General features: G+C 32.2%; 16 protein-coding genes. 3 read left to right on the top strand and 13 right to left on the bottom strand.

What is annotated here, in order from left to right:
• Positions 1-42: 42 nt before the first annotated feature.
• The 6 genes from ABY285_RS10600 to smpB all read right to left on the bottom strand — a co-directional run bounded on the left by ABY285_RS10600 (position 43) and on the right by smpB (position 4,604).
• Positions 43-753 carry an outer membrane beta-barrel protein gene (locus ABY285_RS10600; protein ID WP_372769847.1) on the bottom strand — a complete coding sequence of 237 codons (711 nt, stop codon included), beginning with the start codon at positions 751-753 and terminating at the stop codon, positions 43-45.
• Between the two features lie 167 nt (positions 754-920).
• Entirely contained in the window at positions 921-1,553 is a 633-nt protein-coding gene (locus tag ABY285_RS10595; protein WP_372769845.1) for an outer membrane beta-barrel protein, read from the bottom strand.
• A 93-nt stretch (positions 1,554-1,646) separates the two neighbouring features.
• Complete coding sequence (locus tag ABY285_RS10590; RefSeq protein ID WP_372769843.1) at positions 1,647-2,600, bottom strand: transketolase family protein; 954 nt, start codon at positions 2,598-2,600, stop codon at positions 1,647-1,649.
• Between the two features lie 51 nt (positions 2,601-2,651).
• Positions 2,652-3,230: a Maf-like protein gene (locus ABY285_RS10585; RefSeq protein ID WP_372769841.1), complete on the bottom strand. Its 579-nt coding sequence runs from the start codon at positions 3,228-3,230 to the stop codon at positions 2,652-2,654.
• Complete coding sequence (locus ABY285_RS10580) at positions 3,230-4,141, bottom strand: geranylgeranylglycerol-phosphate geranylgeranyltransferase (RefSeq protein WP_372769839.1); 912 nt, start codon at positions 4,139-4,141, stop codon at positions 3,230-3,232. The genes ABY285_RS10585 and ABY285_RS10580 overlap by 1 nt, the downstream gene beginning before the upstream one ends.
• A 4-nt stretch (positions 4,142-4,145) precedes the next feature.
• Positions 4,146-4,604 carry an SsrA-binding protein SmpB gene (gene smpB / locus ABY285_RS10575; RefSeq protein WP_372769837.1) on the bottom strand — a complete coding sequence of 153 codons (459 nt, stop codon included), beginning with the start codon at positions 4,602-4,604 and terminating at the stop codon, positions 4,146-4,148.
• Positions 4,605-4,720: 116 nt separating this feature from the next.
• Between smpB and ABY285_RS10570 the strand changes: the two genes are divergently transcribed.
• Complete coding sequence (locus ABY285_RS10570; RefSeq protein WP_372769835.1) at positions 4,721-5,335, top strand: OmpW family protein; 615 nt, start codon at positions 4,721-4,723, stop codon at positions 5,333-5,335.
• A gap of 68 nt (positions 5,336-5,403) precedes the next feature.
• Here ABY285_RS10570 and ABY285_RS10565 read toward each other — a convergent pair whose 3' ends face one another.
• From ABY285_RS10565 to clpB, 5 genes are all read right to left on the bottom strand, one after another.
• The gene (locus ABY285_RS10565) at positions 5,404-6,141 is read right to left on the bottom strand and encodes a hypothetical protein (RefSeq protein ID WP_372769833.1); all 738 of its coding nucleotides are present in this window, start codon (positions 6,139-6,141) and stop codon (positions 5,404-5,406) included.
• Between the two features lie 406 nt (positions 6,142-6,547).
• Positions 6,548-7,051, bottom strand: a complete 504-nt coding sequence (locus tag ABY285_RS10560; RefSeq protein ID WP_372769831.1) for a DUF6799 domain-containing protein — start codon at positions 7,049-7,051, stop codon at positions 6,548-6,550.
• Positions 7,052-7,231: 180 nt separating this feature from the next.
• A complete protein-coding gene (locus ABY285_RS10555; protein ID WP_372769829.1) occupies positions 7,232-7,687 on the bottom strand; it encodes a hypothetical protein in 456 nt (151 codons plus the stop codon).
• 137 nt (positions 7,688-7,824) lie between these two features.
• The gene (locus ABY285_RS10550) at positions 7,825-8,325 is read right to left on the bottom strand and encodes a histidine phosphatase family protein (RefSeq protein WP_372769827.1); all 501 of its coding nucleotides are present in this window, start codon (positions 8,323-8,325) and stop codon (positions 7,825-7,827) included.
• A 92-nt stretch (positions 8,326-8,417) separates the two neighbouring features.
• Positions 8,418-11,006 carry an ATP-dependent chaperone ClpB gene (clpB, locus tag ABY285_RS10545; protein WP_372769825.1) on the bottom strand — a complete coding sequence of 863 codons (2,589 nt, stop codon included), beginning with the start codon at positions 11,004-11,006 and terminating at the stop codon, positions 8,418-8,420.
• Positions 11,007-11,168: 162 nt separating this feature from the next.
• On the opposite strand from clpB, the gene ytxJ reads away from it, so the two are divergent.
• Positions 11,169-11,564: a bacillithiol system redox-active protein YtxJ gene (gene ytxJ / locus ABY285_RS10540; protein WP_372769823.1), complete on the top strand. Its 396-nt coding sequence runs from the start codon at positions 11,169-11,171 to the stop codon at positions 11,562-11,564.
• A 15-nt stretch (positions 11,565-11,579) separates the two neighbouring features.
• Here the strand turns inward: ytxJ and ABY285_RS10535 are convergent, their stop codons facing one another.
• Complete coding sequence (locus ABY285_RS10535; RefSeq protein WP_372769821.1) at positions 11,580-12,770, bottom strand: hypothetical protein; 1,191 nt, start codon at positions 12,768-12,770, stop codon at positions 11,580-11,582.
• A gap of 106 nt (positions 12,771-12,876) precedes the next feature.
• Positions 12,877-14,172, bottom strand: a complete 1,296-nt coding sequence (fahA, locus tag ABY285_RS10530) for a fumarylacetoacetase (protein WP_372769819.1) — start codon at positions 14,170-14,172, stop codon at positions 12,877-12,879.
• Positions 14,173-14,285: 113 nt separating this feature from the next.
• Between fahA and glyA the strand changes: the two genes are divergently transcribed.
• A partial coding sequence (glyA, locus tag ABY285_RS10525) for a serine hydroxymethyltransferase (RefSeq protein ID WP_372769817.1) occupies positions 14,286-15,187 on the top strand: 902 nt, incomplete at its 3' end.

Raw genomic sequence — 15,187 nt, 5'->3', positions numbered from 1 at the left:
TAATAAAAAAGCTTCCCAAAATAAATTGGGAAGCTTTTTTTATTAGTTAGGACATCCTTTGCCTCTCCAACCGGTTCTTAATCTGCCGCCTTCTCCATTAATTTTAAGAAGGTTTATATGTACGCTTAATTGAATTTGGCTTGGGTTGTATTCAAGCAAGTGAGCTACATTTGTTCCATATGTACTTGCAAAAAAATCTACGCGTTGATCTTCAACAGGTTTAAGACGATATTCATAACGTAAATCGAAGCCGAATCTACCAAAATCCACTAAAATTCCTGCATTAAGATTCATAGCTGATTTTTCAAATAAAATAGGTGATTCAATACCTTCTAGCTCCATTGAGGAAATTGTACTAAAACTAGGTCCGACATAAAGCGAAACAGGTTTATAAATTTTGTATCCAAAAAGCAGTGGAACTTCAATTTTTTTTGATGTCCAATGAGAGGTTTTTCCCTCTAAAGGGTAACTATTTTTTGAAGACACATAAATTACTTCAGGTCTGACAAAAAACTTATCGAAAGTAATCATAGCGAAGGCGCCAAATTGGAATCCCATTTCTTTATCAGCCGTATAAATAACATCAGTCGAAGGGTCTGCATTAACACCACCACCTCTAAGAAGTCCATAATGATCCAATTCTCCGATATTGTTAAAATTAATTCCGCCTTTTACACCAAAAGTATATTCCTGGGCATGCGCAATTGTGAAAGAAGTTAACAATATAACTATAAATAGGGGTTTTATTTGCATAGTTTTATAATTATAATTTTAGATTGTAAAAAGATAAATATATAAATTTAAATTAAGATTTATATATATTTTTCAATGTAAAAATTCCCTTAAAATATAAAAGCCTGCAATTTGCAGGCTTTTAAGGATATTAAAGTTTATTATTGTTAATTTTCAATACTGAAAAATTATTTTTTACTGCCAGATAATCTGTAAGACAAACTGAAAATAATTTGTTCAGGCCTTGAATCCAATCGATAAGAGGTGTTTGGTGAAATATTATTATCAATAAAAGTAGCTTCATTGCTGTTAAAGCCTCTTTCATATCTAACATCCAACCCCAATCTTCCAAGTTCAACGGCTGCTCCAAAATTAAACCCTGTTGTAAAATCGTTTTCAATACTTTGATATTCTATGCCATTAAAATCATTGGTTAAAGTATATTGAAATGCTGGTCCTGCAAATACACTAAGAGGTCCAATTAATTTTAAACCAACTAAAACTGGCATATCCAATCTGGCAATCTTATAATCTTCCGTTCCGCCTGTATTAAGGACATATTCACTGGTGGTTTTTGTATATACCAATTCCGGTCGTAAATAAATAGGACCTAAGTCTATTTTGCCATAAAAACCTACATTATATCCTGATTTCCCTTTTCCTTGGTTATCATATATTTGAGTGGTTTCATTGGCGAATTCATTTAACTCACCATTTGAGTTGTAACTTAAACCGCCTTTTACACCAAAACCACTTTGGGCATTTGCGTAAAATAGGGCTGCAGTAAAAGCAATTGAGAATAATAAAATTCTTTTGTTCATAAGATTCTTAATTTAGGGTTTATAATACATGTTTTTAAACTAACAATACCATAAAATAGTATTGCCTGAATTACAAACGCAATAAGAGTGCCATTATTTTCTGGCGATGACTTTTTCAACTGCAGCAACGATTGCTATATCGGTTAAACCATATTTTTCCATCAATTGGGCTGGAGTTCCCGATTCTCCAAAACTGTCGTTAACAGCAACGAATTCTTGTGGAACAGGATTATTTTGAGCCAAAACACGGGCAACACTTTCTCCCAAACCACCTAATATATTATGTTCTTCAGCCGTTACTATGCAACCTGTTTTTGCAACAGATGTTAAAATAGCTTCATCATCCAAAGGTTTTATGGTATGAATGTTTATGACTTCAGCGCTAATCCCTATGGCTTCCAATTTTTCTGAAGCTTGCAACGCTTCCCAAACCAAATGTCCAGTGGCAACTATGGTAACATCTGTACCTTCTGTTAGTTTTATGGCTTTTCCTATGATGAATTTTTCGTTAGCGGGCATAAATACTGGTACAACCGGACGGCCAAAACGTAAGTAAACCGGACCAACATGTTCTGCAATGGCAATGGTTGCTGCCTTTGTTTGGTTGTAATCACAGGTGTTTATTACGGTCATATTCGGTAACATTTTCATCAAGCCAATATCTTCCAAAATTTGATGCGTAGCTCCGTCTTCACCTAAAGTCAATCCGGCGTGTGAAGCACATATTTTTACATTTTTTTCAGAATAAGCAATAGATTGACGGATTTGATCATAAACCCTTCCTGTAGAAAAATTCGCAAAAGTGCCAGTAAACGGAATTTTACCGCCAATGGTTAAACCTGCAGCAATTCCCATCATATTTGCTTCTGCAATTCCTATTTGAAAAAATCGTTTGGGATGATTTTCAATAAATTTTTCCATTTTTAACGAGCCCACTAAATCTGCACATAGCGCTACTACATTTTCATTTGTATCTCCTAATTCAGCCAATCCTGCACCAAATCCCGATCTCGTGTCTTTCTTTTCTGTAAACGTGTATTTTTTCATTTGTTATTTATTAAAAATCGTTCAAAAATAATGATATTTAACGATACTATATTACAATTTCATTAATTCTTCATAGAGTTTATGAACAGGCAATCCCATGACATTAAAGTAACTGCCTTCAATCTTGGTAACGCCTATAAAACCTATCCATTCTTGGATTCCATATGCTCCGGCTTTATCAAAAGGTTTATAATTTTCCACATAATAAGTGATTTCTTCCATAGACAAAGGCTTAAAATAAACCATTGTTTCGTCGTGAAACACTTTTTGAGAAGCAACCGTTTTAATGCAAATTGAAGTGATTACTTTATGGCCAGTTCCTGAAAGTTCTTGTAACATCTCTATTGCCTGTTGTTTGTCTTTTGGTTTTTCAATGGCTTTGTTATTCAACCAAACAATGGTGTCAGAAGTTATTACGATATCATTTTCTGCCAATTCGTAAAATGCAGCTGCCTTCAATTCGGCTAAATAATTGGTTATTTCTTCCTGTTTTAAGATCGATGGATAAATTTCTTCAATTGCTTTAACCTGAATTGAAAAATCCAGACCCAATTCTTTAAATAATTCCTGGCGACGCGGGGAACCCGAGGCTAATATGATGTTTCTATTTTTTAGTTTTTCTGATAGCATTAGTACGTGTTTAAAGAGAATATAAGCAGTGAATTAATCCCAAAAAACATAATGAGTTTTAGGAGCAAACTTAATTTTTTAAAATCTTTTTTTGTTTTTGCCGAAAGTAATTTTAGGGCAATATAAATTAGAGGCAGCAACGTAAATAACCCTAAAAACAGTACTGTAAATTTATATACTGAAGCATAATTAACAATAATAACCAGCAATAATATCAACGGAAAAAGACATAAAAATGCAGCTATCTTTTTTGTTCTTGAAACTCCTAAAATAATAGGTAATGTTCTCATATTTATACTATAATCACCGTTTACGTCTTCAATATCTTTAACTATTTCCCTCACAATATTTATAAAAAAGGCAAAAGTCGATAACAATAAAATAACGTCAATTATCAATTGCTGCGAGTTATTTTGAATTGAGAAATTTAATTCGAATAAAACTAAAGTAATGATGCTGAAAGCAATTAAAAATGACACGGTTATATTGCCAATCAATGGCTTCAATTTTAAAATTTTTGAATAAAAATAGAGCAGGAGCGAAGCGCCAATAAAAACAAAAGAATAAGTTGGTTTTTGTACGGATAGTGACAAACCAATTCCTAAAACAATTCCCAAGGTATTAGCAGTTAAATAAAATTGTTGAGCCCTTTCAATTGAATAAAAGTTGGTAACTATTACCTTGTTTGGTTTATTGATTGCATCTGTTTTTAAATCAGTGATATCATTAATAATATAACCTGCCGCAGTAATTAACAGAATCGCACCAACTAAAATGAAAAACTGAAATACAGTAAGATTTGTTGCAGCGTTAAACGATGAGAAAAAAAGGAATTTGAGCAGCAGTTGAATGTAGAGTAAAAGCAGTAAATTTTTCCATCTGATTAATCTTAAAAACGCTGCCAATTTCATCTTGCTAATTGAAGTCTTTTTTAATACGATCCAAACGTATTTTGCTTTCCCTGTCTTTAATATTTTCCCGCTTATCGTAGTTTTTCTTTCCTTTGGCAAGCGCAATTTCCAGCTTCGCCCAGCCTTTATCAGTTAAAAATAAACGTAACGGAACTATAGTTAAACCGGCATTTTGAACTTCTTTCAGCAATTTTTTCAATTCGCGCTTGTTTAAAAGCAGTTTCCGTTCACTTTTCGGATTGTGGTTAAATGAATGGCCATAAACATATTCTTCAATAAACATATTAATGGCAAATAACTCTCCCTTTTCATTAAACTCGCAAAAACTTTCCGTAATTCGGGCTTTACTTTCGCGTATCGATTTAATTTCAGTTCCCGTAAGCTGAATTCCGGCAATATATTTGTCCAGAATCTCATATTCAAAGCGTGCCTTCTTGTTTTTTATATTGATGTTTTTCTGCATACCGTTGCAAATGTACTACAATTTTTAAACAAATAGTCACATCATTCAATTGAGGAATATCATTTGTTTTATTGAAAATGACTGTTAATTTAGATTGAATTTTAAAAATTAATATCATGAAAAAACTACTACTTAGCGTTATTGTAATTATGTTAATTTCAATAAGTGCAATCGCACAAGAAAAATCAGATTTTAATAAATGGCAAGCTCGTTTAAGAGTTATAACCATTATACCTGATGTTAGCGATGATTTAGATGCTGCAAGTGTTGATGTTTCAACTGCTGTAGTTCCTGAACTGGATTTCACCTATTTTTTTGATGAAAATTGGGCTGCTGAATTAATTTTGGCAACTGCCAAACACAATGTTGATGTTGACTTAGAAACCGGAATTGATTTAGGTCATGTTTGGATATTGCCACCAACTTTGAGTTTACAATACCATTTTACTGGCGGAACTGTTAAACCCTATTTGGGTGCAGGTATTAATTACACCTTTTTTTACGGAATTGATGAGGGCGATGTTGTTGATATGGATTATGATGATGCTGTCGGATTTTCAATGCAAGGGGGCTTAGATTTTGATTTAAGTGATTACTGGTTTTTAAATTTAGACCTTAAAAAATTACTATTAAAAACGGATGTTAAGGTTGACACCGGAGATGGTATTTTACCTGTTAAAGTTGATATCAATCCTTGGATAATTGGAGTAGGCGTAGGCGTAAAATTTTAATTAAAATCAACTTTCATTATTAAAAAGCTGCTTAAAAAGCGGCTTTTTCTATTAAATAATAATTTAAATTAATCAAACCGATAAGCAATACCCATCATCCAATAAAAAGTTTCGTCTAACTCTTCTTTAAAAACTTCTCCGTCAACAGTTAAAGTGGCTTCATTTTGAGGAATTGCTAAAACCGGTAAAAACGAAAAAGTAAAAGAATTGTTAGTATACCATATTGGCAGACTGAACTCATAGGCCATCACACCAAATTTCTCACTTTCTTCTAAGACTATTTCAGTGGTGATTATTGGTTCACCGCCAGGTCCGTTTCCGTGACCGAAGCCTGATCTACTGCCAAAGCGATTGTATATATAATATTGCTCATAAATATTTTGAGAGCCAAAATAAACGCCTGCAGTTGGCGAAATTTGAAATGCTTTATCGGAAGTTGTAAAATCATGGCTTATTTCTGAAGATAAAAAGAAATCGTTGGTACTGTTTTTACTTAAATAAGTGCTGGCCGCCAATGATACATCAACAATCTTAAAATCATAAAGCAGAGTGGCAGTTATGTCTGCTTCAACTCCAGAAATAACAGTGTAACTTTTATCATTAAAAAAATACTTTGTTCCTGAAATATCTCCATAAAAATTTTTAATGTTAAAATCAATACCTGCAGTTAGCAAATATAAGTCGATTCTGCTTTCATCAGATTTTGTGAGATAGGATAAAGATCCTTTTGCATATAAACCCGATTTGTGATGATATATTAATGAAGGATATAAATAAGGTGCAGAAATAGAGTCTTTTCCGCCCATAAAACGGCGTCGCTTATGTAATTTACAGCTTCCGAAAGATAGCTACTTTTATTTTGATTGGCGATTTTTTCATCTTGTCCAAAAACATTGGCGGTAAAAATAAAATAGGAGTAATGTTACTATTTTAAATTTCACATTGTTCATTTTTTATAGTTTTAAATTAATTATAAAAAAAGAAGCTTTGCCGTTTGACAAAGCTTCTTTTTATGACTCATATTTAATTACCTGAACCTTTTTTCATGCTTTTTTTCTTAACAGGTGTTATAGGCTTTTTTTGAACTTTTTTCTGTATCATTTTTTTGTTGGCATTCATGTTTTTTTAAACCACCATTTTTCGATGCATATAGGTGTTTTTAAACATTTGACCATCCATATTCAAACATTCACCATCACGAAGATGTAATTGTTATCCTTCACGGTTTGTGTAGCTTCCGTCAGGATTTACAACAACTCTATTGTTAAGTTTAAGTTGCTGTTTTAACTGGTTTTGTGACTGATTTTTAATTTGATAAAGTTGGCCATCAATATTCATAATGTGATACCTATTTTGAGTGCGTTCTTGAATTTGGGCTTCGGTAAGGTTTTTATTTTCTTTCTTTGTTTTTTGTAAATAGGAATACTCATCAGCGTATAATGTGCCATCCATATCTAAGCAAGAACCATCTCGTAAACGTAACCTATCTTGGTCTTTAATATAAGTGCCATCCGCATTAACTACTGTACCGTCATTTAATGTGATTTTGTCTTTCAAACGAATCTGATCACGATCTCTAATTTGTAAAACATCTCCATCAACCAATATAATACGATCACGATCTCTGTCTTGGTCTTTAATTTGATCTTTTTCTTGAGCCACCAATTCTAAAGTTCCCAGAACTATAAAGATTAAAAACATTGCTAATTTTTTCATTTTATTGGAATTTAAAATTACTACACCACGAAGTTTAATAATATGATTTTAATCAAATTAGATAATGATTAGCATCACTTTTTAGGAATTATATAAATATTCAACAATTCATTCCAAACATAAATAGAAGGGCCTAATTATGTAAGCTGATGAAAATCATATAATTATAAGAATAATCTATTATTTATCAATTAACTTTTTTGAATCGTTATAATAACTGTTTTTTAAGGAATCCATTTCCTTAAAAACTTTCTCAATTCGTTTTTGATGTAAATCCAACTGGTTTCGAAAATAATCCTTTGTATAAAATTCATTCGTTTTAAATGAGTTCATTTTTAAAAAATCTGATAAGAAAACGGAATCCAAGGATTTAAATTGATTATCAAAACCTTTCTTAAATTTTTCGAATATTTCTTTTTCCAGAAGTGTATCTTTTTTAATGTTTGAGTAAAAAGAATAATATGTTGAATCAATACTGATTAGATTTCCATCGGTATCATACTCTTTAATGACACTAATTTTTGCTTTTGGTTTAAGTGTATCTTTTTGTGCAATTTCTTTCCCCGTTTTGTCGATATTATTACAACCCAAAAATAATAACACAAAAAAGAATAAAAGCATAACTGATTTTTTCATGACCAATAAATTTTATAATTAAACATAAATATTATAAAAATTTAGACCTCTTTACAATGATATAAAACAGAAATATAGTATGATAGTCATCATTTTAGATGATATTTTATAAATAGTCTTTTTTTTTGGAAAAATAATTACAAGTTAACAATCAATAAAAAATCGCTTAGTACATTATCTGTAATGGTAATTATATATAAGTTCGAATTATTTGAATCATCCATATACGGGTACTTTTCTTTACCCAATATTTTATTTACAAATTGAGGTGTGGTATTGCTATGCCCAACTATCAAAACAGTTTTTCCTTTTGTTTTAAGTTGAAAATCTTCATCATACAAATTATCAGGATCATAAAGTTTGATTTCCAAATTTTTGCTTTTTGCTGTTGGAGAGGCTGTTTGAATGGTTCTATTATAATCGGTTGAATAAACTTCATCAAATGCTACATTTTTAAATACGGTATTCCAATATTCTGCTCTTTTTTTTCCTATTTCATTAAGATCAGGATTATTAATGCTATCAGTTCTTATTTTTTCTGCGTGACGTATGAAATAGTAGGTGGTAATTTCGCTTTCTTGAGCATTAATATTTAAAAAAATTAGAGCAAATAATATGAGGGAAAATATTTTTTTCATTTTTTGAAATATAGGTAAAGAACAAATATACATCAAAAAAAAACTCCTTATGTAAATTTCATATAAGGAGTTAATTTCGTTTAAATTAGCTTTTATTTATTTCTAAATACAATTTTTTCATCAAAAGAATCGAGTAGTATATGACTTTCGGCTGTTATTTTGCCTGATAAAATTTCTTTGGACAATTCATTCAACACTTCTTTTTGAATGACTCTTTTTACGGGTCGAGCACCAAATTGAGGATCGTAACCTTTCATTGCCAATGTATCAATAACTTCTTCAGAAAAATCAATATGAATGTCTTTTGTCAATAACATTTTAGCCAATGCATCTAATTGTATTTTAACAATTTGATGAATTTCAGCTTTATTTAAGGGCGTAAACATAATAATCTCATCAATTCTGTTTAAAAATTCAGGTCTTATGGTTTGTTTAAGCAATACTAAAACTTCAGCTTTTGTAGCTTCAGTTATTAAATCGCGTTTACTCATGTCCATATTTTCAAACCTTTCCTGAATAATAGACGCCCCCATATTTGAAGTCATAATGATAATGGTATTCTTAAAATCGGCAACCCTGCCTTTGTTATCGGTTAGCCTTCCTTCATCTAAAACCTGCAATAAAATATTAAAAGTATCGGGATGCGCTTTTTCAATTTCATCTAATAAAATAACGGAATAAGGTTTTCTTCGAACCGCTTCGGTCAATTGTCCGCCTTCTTCATACCCCACATACCCAGGAGGCGCACCTATAAGTCGGCTTACGGCATGACGTTCTTGATATTCGCTCATATCAATGCGCGTTAAAGAATTTTCGGAATCAAATAAATATTCAGCCAAGGCTTTTGCCAATTCCGTTTTTCCAACACCGGTAGTTCCCAAAAATAAAAAGGTGCCCAACGGTTTTTTTACGTCCTGCAATCCGGCTCTTGATCTCCTTACGGCATCTGCTACAGCTATTATTGCTTCTTCCTGGCCAACAACTCTATTGTGCAGTTCCTCTTCTAAATTCAATAATTTTTCACGATCGCTTTGCAGCATTTTTGTAACTGGAATCCCTGTCCATTTAGCCACAACTTCAGCAATATCATCCCGGGTAACTTCTTCTTTAATTAAAGCAGAATCTTGATTTTCGGCCAATTCCTTTTGAAGTTTCTCCAAATTTTGTTGCGCTTCTTTTATTTTACCATAGCGAATTTCGGCTACTTTGCCATAATCTCCTTCACGTTCGGCGCGTTCAGCTTCCAATTTATAATTTTCAATGGCTTCTTTGCTTGCCTGCGCTTTTTCAACCAATTCTTTTTCGCTCACCCATTTCGCATTTATTTCGTTACGTTTTTCTTTTACATTGGCGACTTCTTCTTTTAAACTCGCTAATTTTTTTTCATCCTTTTCACGTTTAATGGCTTCAATTTCAATTTCAATCTGCATTATTTTTCGATCCAAAACATCTAATTCTTCAGGTTTTGAATTTATTTCCATTCTTAATTTTGCGGCAGCTTCATCCATCAAATCGATGGCTTTGTCTGGTAAAAATCGGTTCGAAATATAACGTTGTGAAAGCTCTACAGCAGCAATTATAGCGTCATCTTTAATCTGCACTTTATGATGGTTCTCATATTTTTCTTTAATTCCTCGTAAAATTGAAATGGCGCTTTCCGTATCAGGTTCATCAACAGTTACTTTTTGAAATCTGCGCTCCAGCGCTTTGTCTTTTTCAAAATATTTCTGATATTCATCTAAGGTAGTTGCGCCAATTGCTCTCAGTTCGCCTCTTGCCAATGCGGGTTTTAAAATATTTGCCGCATCCATGGCGCCTTGCCCGCCACCGGCACCAATTAAAGTGTGAATTTCATCAATAAACAACACAATTTCTCCATTAGAAGAAGTAACTTCCTTTATTACGGATTTTAAACGCTCTTCAAATTCTCCTTTATATTTTGCACCGGCAATAAGAGCTCCCATATCTAAAGAATATACTTGTTTGTCTTTTAGATTTTCCGGAATATCACCTTTTACAATTCTATGCGCCAATCCTTCAGCTATAGCAGTTTTACCAGTTCCCGGTTCCCCAACTAATATTGGATTGTTTTTGGTTCTGCGCGATAAAATTTGGAGAATTCTTCTAATTTCTTCGTCGCGGCCAATAACAGGATCTAATTTTCCGTCATTTGCCAATTGGTTTAAGTTGCGTGCATATTTATTGAGTGCGTTGTATGTTTCTTCTGCACTTTGGGAGGTTACAGAGCTTCCTTTACGCAATTCCAATATGGCAGCCATTAAGTTTTTTTCCGTAACACCCTGGTCTTTTAAAATTTGAGAAGTCGTGTCTTTTGTATTTAAAATGGCCAACAATAAGTGCTCAACGGATACATATTCGTCTTTCATTTTTTTAGCTTCAATAGACGCAGTATTCAGCATTTTAGAAGCGTTCCCCGATAGCGAAATTTCACCGCCAGTTACTTTGGAATAGCTTTCCAAAGTCTTATCTATCAGTGTTTTTAGCAAGTCCAGGTTCAATCCTATTTTTTTAAAAATGAAAGGAAGCACATTCTCATCCACTTCAAAAATGGCTTTTAAAATATGTGAATTTTCTATTTGCTGATGCCCATAACTTTGCGCAATTTGTTGCGCCTGTTGCACCGCTTCCTGTGTTTTTATTGTGAATTTATTAAAGTCCATAACATTTAATTTAATTGTATATTATCAGCCGTCAAAGAACATTCCACTTAAAAAAAACAGATGGAATAAGTCATTTTGTCGCATGAAATTAATATTGTAACGACATTTTGTCTTTTTATGTAAGTTATATTAGATTTGCAGTCTAAAGTTAAAACAATTAAAATGAGTTTATTTGATAATATATTTAAAAGTGCCGTTAAAGAAGAAAATAGTTTAAAAATAAATTGGGTTGCTTTAACTAATAAACCACAATTGGAGGAAATAATAAAAATTTCGATTGCCAAACCTGTTCTAATTTTTAAACACAGCTCGAGATGCGGAGTTAGCAGGATGGTGCTTAAAAATTTTGAAAGTGATTATAGCATTTCAGAGACTGAAATTGATATGTATTTTTTAGATTTATTGGAATATAAATCATTGTCTAATGACATTTCTGAAAAGTTTAAGGTGGTACACCAATCACCTCAAGTTTTGGTGATAAAAAACGGAGCAGTTATTTATCACGCTTCACACAATGTTATAAATTCAGAAGATTTAGAAACAATAATAAATAAATAAAGAGAAAAAAATGTGTTAATAACCCAACCTGTTTTGTGTTATAATATTTTTAATTTTATTTTTTAAGCTTTCGCTGCTATCATATACCATTTGTTCGTTACTGGGAAAAGGAACATGGCTATTGGCTAATAAATCCAATTGAACTTTTTCCAAAGCATTTTTATTACCAATATAGGTGCCATAATGATTTTCAAAAATATAGTCACTGGATAAAGGGAAACTTTGAATTAATTGATTTGTGCCTAAATTGAAATATTGTATTTGACCTACAACTTGAACAGATTTAAATTGTGTTATTTCTTTTATTTTACAAGTAATGGTTTTAAATTTATCAACCTTAATTTTATTGCCTAAACTATCTTTTACAATTGCTCCATTATTATCAGTTAAATATTTCCAGCCGTCAACCACTTGTTTTTCTTTTATCAATTGTTTTTCTCTAATTTGTTCAGGAGATATATTTATTTCTCTAAAATTTACTGATAATTTATAATCGTAATTTATTTGAGGTTGTCTGTTATTGTGATATACTGTCCAAAGATCCTGTAATTTATACGTATCAAAATTTAATAAATCTGCTTCTAATCGCATTGGAATTACGCTATCTGTTTGATTTTTAAGTGATACAAAAATAAAGGTCATGCCTTTAAAATGAGCTTCTTCAATTAAATAATTGATATCCTTATACCCGGGATTAATTTTATTAAGATAATTTAAATCGTCAAAAGCATTTCTAAAATCGATTTTATTTGTTGAAGAAATTAAGGATTCCTTCGCTTTAGCATATAAATAATCAGACAAACGATTTTTAGTAGTTAAAATAGATGTTGAATAATCTTTAAATGAAAATTTAGCATTTCTAGATTTATTATGAATAGGTAATGGCAGTAAGGGTTTTATTAACTCTTGTCGATTTTTTAAGTTAAGATATTTATTGTAAATTACTTCTAAATTAGCGAGATTAGATTCTTTTTCAAGAAATGAAATTGCTTCTAAATCTTTAATTGTTGCTTTATCAAAAGCTTCTTCAAGCATGAATACATACTCTTGATTTCCTTTTTTTATTTTGTTACGTCTTAATTCTTTGACTGCAATATTTATTGCTTGGTCATAATTTCCATAATTTATTGCCTCTTGAGTTTTTTTTACGCTGGAACAACTTGTAAGCGAAATACAGAAACTGAATAGGAGTAATTTTTTAATCATACTGGGTGTTTTAATTGTTTAATTTCAATATCAACGCCAAATTTAAATAAATAACCCCAAAAACAATTGCTTTCGGGATTATTTTAATAGAATGTATAATTTATATTTATTTAGGAAATTTGTATTCAATAGGCGGCATTATTTTACCTGTGCATTTTCCAAAACCAATTCTTATTTTGTCATTTTTGCAATACCCGCGAATAATTACACGGTCGCCATCCTCAAAAAAAGTTCTTTTAGTGCCGTCTTTTAAAGTAATGGGTTCTTTTCCTCCCCATGTTAATTCAAGCATAGAACCATAACTGTTTTTTGTTGGACCGGAAATGGTGCCGCTTCCCAGTAAATCTCCTGCTCTCACATTACACCCATTACTGGTATGATGTGCCAATTGTTGCGACATTGTCCAATATAAATACTTAAAATTTGTTTCTGTCAACAAATTTAAATCCCCGTTTTCTGTTTCAACAGTTGCCTTAAGTTTTATGTCATAACTATTTCCCTCATTTTTTTGCTGCAAGTAGGGAAGTAGCGCAACATCCTGTTTTGGGCTACTGCATTTAAAAGGCTCTAAAGCATCCATCGTAATAATCCAAGGCGACATAGTTGAGGCAAAACTTTTTCCTAAAAAGGGTCCAAGCGGAACATATTCCCATTTTTGAATATCTCTGGCACTCCAGTCATTTAACAAAACCATTCCAAAAATATATTCTGCGGCGTCATCAACCGAAATGCGTTCTCCCAAATTATTCGTATCTGTGGTTATAAAAGCCGTTTCAAGCTCCATGTCTAACGCTTTTGTGGGCATAAAAACAGGCTTGGTTTCACCGGCTGTCAAAATTTGCCCATAAGGTCTTCGAATTTTTGTTCCTGAAACCACAACTGATGAGGAACGTCCGTGATAACCAATAGGCATATGAAGCCAATTGGGCATCAATGCATTTTCGGGGCCTCTAAACATAATGCCTACATTGGTGGCATGTTCTTTACTCGAATAAAAGTCGGTATAATCACCAACACTTATCGGCAACAACATTTCAACCTCATTTACGTCGAAAATAATCACTTCCTGATGCTTCAAATTATTTTTTAAACCCTCGTTTTTTGAATCAAAGATTTCAGCAATTCTATTTCTTACCAATCGCCAGGTTTTTCTGCCATCGGAAATAAAATCGTTTAGGGAATCCTGCATAAACATATCATCGGTCAATGGAATCCCTTCAAAATAGCCCAATTGATGGAATGCGCCTAAATCAATTGCGTACTCACCAATCCGTGTTCCAATGGTTATAATGTCATCTTTTGTTATAAAAACCCCAAAAGGTATATTTTGAATGGGAAAATCAGAGTCTTCAGCTACATTTAACCATGATTTATTATTTGGATTATTTGCTGCTATTTGCATATCTGTAAACTGTTTAGTAGTTATTATTTTAAATCAAATATATAAGTTTATTGTTACATGCAAAATGAAATTAGTATTTTTGCCGAAAATTTAACTTTTAAACATCAAAATCAATGCAACGCGACCAAATTATCTTCGATTTAATTCAAGACGAAAAAGAAAGACAAACTAATGGTTTGGAATTAATAGCTTCAGAAAACTTTGTAAGTGAGCAAATTATGGAAGCAACAGGTTCAGTTTTAACCAACAAATATGCAGAAGGATATCCTAACAAACGTTATTATGGTGGTTGTGAAGTAGTTGATGTTGTTGAACAAATTGCGATTGACAGAGCAAAAGAACTTTTTGGTGCAGAATATGTAAATGTGCAACCTCATTCAGGCTCCCAGGCAAATGCAGCTGTTTATCAGGCAGTTTTAAATCCAGGAGATAAAATTTTAGGTTTTGATTTATCGCATGGCGGACATTTAACGCATGGTTCTCCAGTAAACTTTTCTGGTAAATTATATAAAACATCCTTTTATGGCGTTGAAAAAGAAACAGGGGTTTTAAATTATGACAAAATCCAGGAAACTGCAACTAAGGAAAAACCAAAATTAATAATTGCAGGAGCTTCTGCATACTCAAGAGATATAGATTTTAAACGTTTCAGAAAAATAGCAGATTCTGTCGGTGCCTTATTAATGGCTGATATTTCTCATCCTGCCGGCTTAATCGCCAAAGGAATTTTAAATGACCCAATTCCACATTGTCATTTTGTAACCACCACAACGCACAAAACATTACGCGGACCACGTGGCGGAATTATTATGATTGGAAAAGATTTCGAAAATCCGTTCGGACAAACATTAAAAAACGGAACACTGAAAAAAATGTCGGCGCTAATTGACTCTGCAGTTTTTCCTGGAAATCAGGGAGGACCTTTAGAGCACATTATTGCTGCAAAGGCGATTGCATTTGGGGAAGCCTTAACCGATTCATTTTTGCACTATCAAATCCAAGTGAAGAAAAATGC

The organism is Lutibacter sp., from assembly GCF_041555395.1.
In the GTDB taxonomy this organism is placed as follows: Bacteria; Bacteroidota; Bacteroidia; order Flavobacteriales; family Flavobacteriaceae; genus Lutibacter.
Note: the sequence above shows the minus strand (reverse complement) of the source record. Positions and strands in the feature narration are given on the sequence as shown.

Bases quoted from the DNA above. Each gene is read 5' to 3' on its own strand.
- ABY285_RS10560 (WP_372769831.1), bottom strand. From the start codon at position 7,051: ATGAAAAAATTAGCAATGTTTTTAATCTTTATAGTTCTGGGAACTTTA.
- smpB (WP_372769837.1), bottom strand. From the start codon at position 4,604: ATGCAGAAAAACATCAATATAAAAAACAAGAAGGCACGCTTTGAATAT.
- ABY285_RS10595 (WP_372769845.1), bottom strand. From the start codon at position 1,553: ATGAACAAAAGAATTTTATTATTCTCAATTGCTTTTACTGCAGCCCTA.
- ABY285_RS10600 (WP_372769847.1), bottom strand. From the start codon at position 753: ATGCAAATAAAACCCCTATTTATAGTTATATTGTTAACTTCTTTCACA.
- ABY285_RS10590 (WP_372769843.1), bottom strand. From the start codon at position 2,600: ATGAAAAAATACACGTTTACAGAAAAGAAAGACACGAGATCGGGATTT.
- ABY285_RS10555 (WP_372769829.1), bottom strand. From the start codon at position 7,687: ATGAAAAAATCAGTTATGCTTTTATTCTTTTTTGTGTTATTATTTTTG.
- ABY285_RS10585 (WP_372769841.1), bottom strand. From the start codon at position 3,230: ATGCTATCAGAAAAACTAAAAAATAGAAACATCATATTAGCCTCGGGT.
- ABY285_RS10535 (WP_372769821.1), bottom strand. From the start codon at position 12,770: ATGATTAAAAAATTACTCCTATTCAGTTTCTGTATTTCGCTTACAAGT.
- ABY285_RS10565 (WP_372769833.1), bottom strand. From the start codon at position 6,141: ATGGGCGGAAAAGACTCTATTTCTGCACCTTATTTATATCCTTCATTA.
- ABY285_RS10550 (WP_372769827.1), bottom strand. From the start codon at position 8,325: ATGAAAAAAATATTTTCCCTCATATTATTTGCTCTAATTTTTTTAAAT.
- ytxJ (WP_372769823.1), top strand. From the start codon at position 11,169: ATGAGTTTATTTGATAATATATTTAAAAGTGCCGTTAAAGAAGAAAAT.
- fahA (WP_372769819.1), bottom strand. From the start codon at position 14,172: ATGCAAATAGCAGCAAATAATCCAAATAATAAATCATGGTTAAATGTA.
- ABY285_RS10580 (WP_372769839.1), bottom strand. From the start codon at position 4,141: ATGAAATTGGCAGCGTTTTTAAGATTAATCAGATGGAAAAATTTACTG.
- clpB (WP_372769825.1), bottom strand. From the start codon at position 11,006: ATGGACTTTAATAAATTCACAATAAAAACACAGGAAGCGGTGCAACAG.
- ABY285_RS10570 (WP_372769835.1), top strand. From the start codon at position 4,721: ATGAAAAAACTACTACTTAGCGTTATTGTAATTATGTTAATTTCAATA.